A 309-nucleotide genomic window follows, 5' to 3' on the forward strand; every position below is an offset into this window, starting at 1 on the left:
AACGTCTAAATTGGCTATTTTTAGTCCGTTGTCGAGTGTTGCTAGTGTTCTCATACCTAAATCGATTCCGACGAATTCTTTTGTTTTAGGAAATTCTGGCATTTCATTTTCGATGTTAAATACGGCATAATATTTTCCATTTTCTATTTTAATTGTCAAATTATTGATTTTAACTTTTTTTAATTTTTCACGATATTTTTTACTTGTCCTGTAATACACCTCCCCTAATTTTGGTAAAATAATTGTATGAGGTTTAATTTTTATATTGCCATTGTTTTGTATTCTGAATGCTTTTTTATCATGTTTTTT

General features: G+C 27.5%; 1 pseudogene. It reads right to left on the reverse strand.

Annotation, left to right across the window (positions count from 1 at the left end):
• A pseudogene (locus QZN45_RS10495) lies at positions 1 to 219 on the reverse strand (hypothetical protein); the annotation flags it as partial.
• Positions 220 to 309 lie beyond the last annotated feature (90 nt).

This window comes from uncultured Methanobrevibacter sp. (assembly GCF_900314695.1).
In the GTDB taxonomy this organism is placed as follows: Archaea; Methanobacteriota; Methanobacteria; order Methanobacteriales; family Methanobacteriaceae; genus Methanocatella.